The 1,059-nt window shown below is 60.5% G+C and carries 1 protein-coding gene; it reads right to left on the bottom strand.

The window, feature by feature from the left end:
- Positions 1 to 16: 16 nt before the first annotated feature.
- Positions 17 to 965 (bottom strand): IS630 family transposase gene (locus tag EDE08_RS38155; protein ID WP_131874848.1). Its coding sequence is split into 2 segments (ribosomal slippage): positions 17 to 614 and positions 613 to 965, totalling 951 coding nucleotides; the frame shifts between segments, so codons are not numbered across the junction.
- Between the last annotated feature and the right edge of the window lie 94 nt (positions 966 to 1,059).

Genomic DNA, 1,059 nt, shown 5'->3' with positions numbered 1-1,059 from the left:
CTAGAGCAGATTCCGATCAAGTTGAACTGTATCCTGCTGCCGTGAAGTAGTTGGCGCATTCGGCAGGGGTGAATGCTCTGTAGGCGTCGGCAATCGCAGCTTCGAGGGTATCGACGGTCCTGGCTGCGGCTTTGCGCAGGCTCGATTTGAATTTGGCAAATGCGTTCTCGATCGGATTGAAATCGGGCGAATAGGGCGGCAGCAGCAGAAGGCTGGCGCCGCGGACCTCGATTGCAGCCCGGACGGCAGCACCTTTATGTGCCGGCAGGTTGTCCATCACGACGACGTCATCGGGATTGAGGGTAGGAGCCAACACCTGTTCGACATAGGCGAGGAAAGCGACGGCGTTCATCGGTCCGTCGAGCGTCATCGGGGCAGTCAGGGCAGTGCAGCGTAAGGCGGCGGTAAAGGTTGTGGTTAGCCAATGACCATGCGGGACCGCGGCGCGGCAACGTTGGCCGCGTTTTGAGCGGCCGTAAAGCCGCGTCATTTTGGTCGAGGCGCCGGTCTCGTCGATGAAGACCAGCTTGTCAGGATCGAGCTGCGGCGCGAGTTCGCGCCAGGCCTGGCGCGCCGCCGCAACATCGGGCCTATCCTGCTCTGCTGCGTGCGCGCTTTTTTTTGAAGGTTACGCCGTGACGGTCGAGGAAGCGCCAAATCGAACTCGGCGCAAACGAGGCTCCAAACTCCGATTTGAGCATCTCGGAAATCTCAACCAGAGTCATGTCGGGCTTGGCCTCGATCGCACTCATGATCGCATCATGGTACTCTTCGATGCGCTGCGAGCGCTGGTCGCCGCCCTGCCGTTTGGCTTTTGTCGCCCCGTTCTCGCGCCATTCCCGGACAAAGCGCACCGCACTCGCAACCGAGATGCCGAACCGGTCTGCCGCCGCGCGGCGCGACATTCCCCCTTCAACCGCCCGAACTGTCCGGATCCGCAAATCCTCCGACAAAGGTTTGGCCATGTGTGCCGGCCTCCTCGTCCAGCACACAGGGTGAATCAGATTTTGACTCCCATGGGAATCCCTCCCGATCCAAGTCGGTCAGATTTTGCTCTAG

Source organism: Bradyrhizobium sp. R2.2-H (assembly GCF_004346455.1).
Taxonomy (GTDB): Bacteria; Pseudomonadota; Alphaproteobacteria; order Rhizobiales; family Xanthobacteraceae; genus Bradyrhizobium; species Bradyrhizobium diversitatis.
This window is presented reverse-complemented; position numbering and strand designations above follow the sequence as displayed.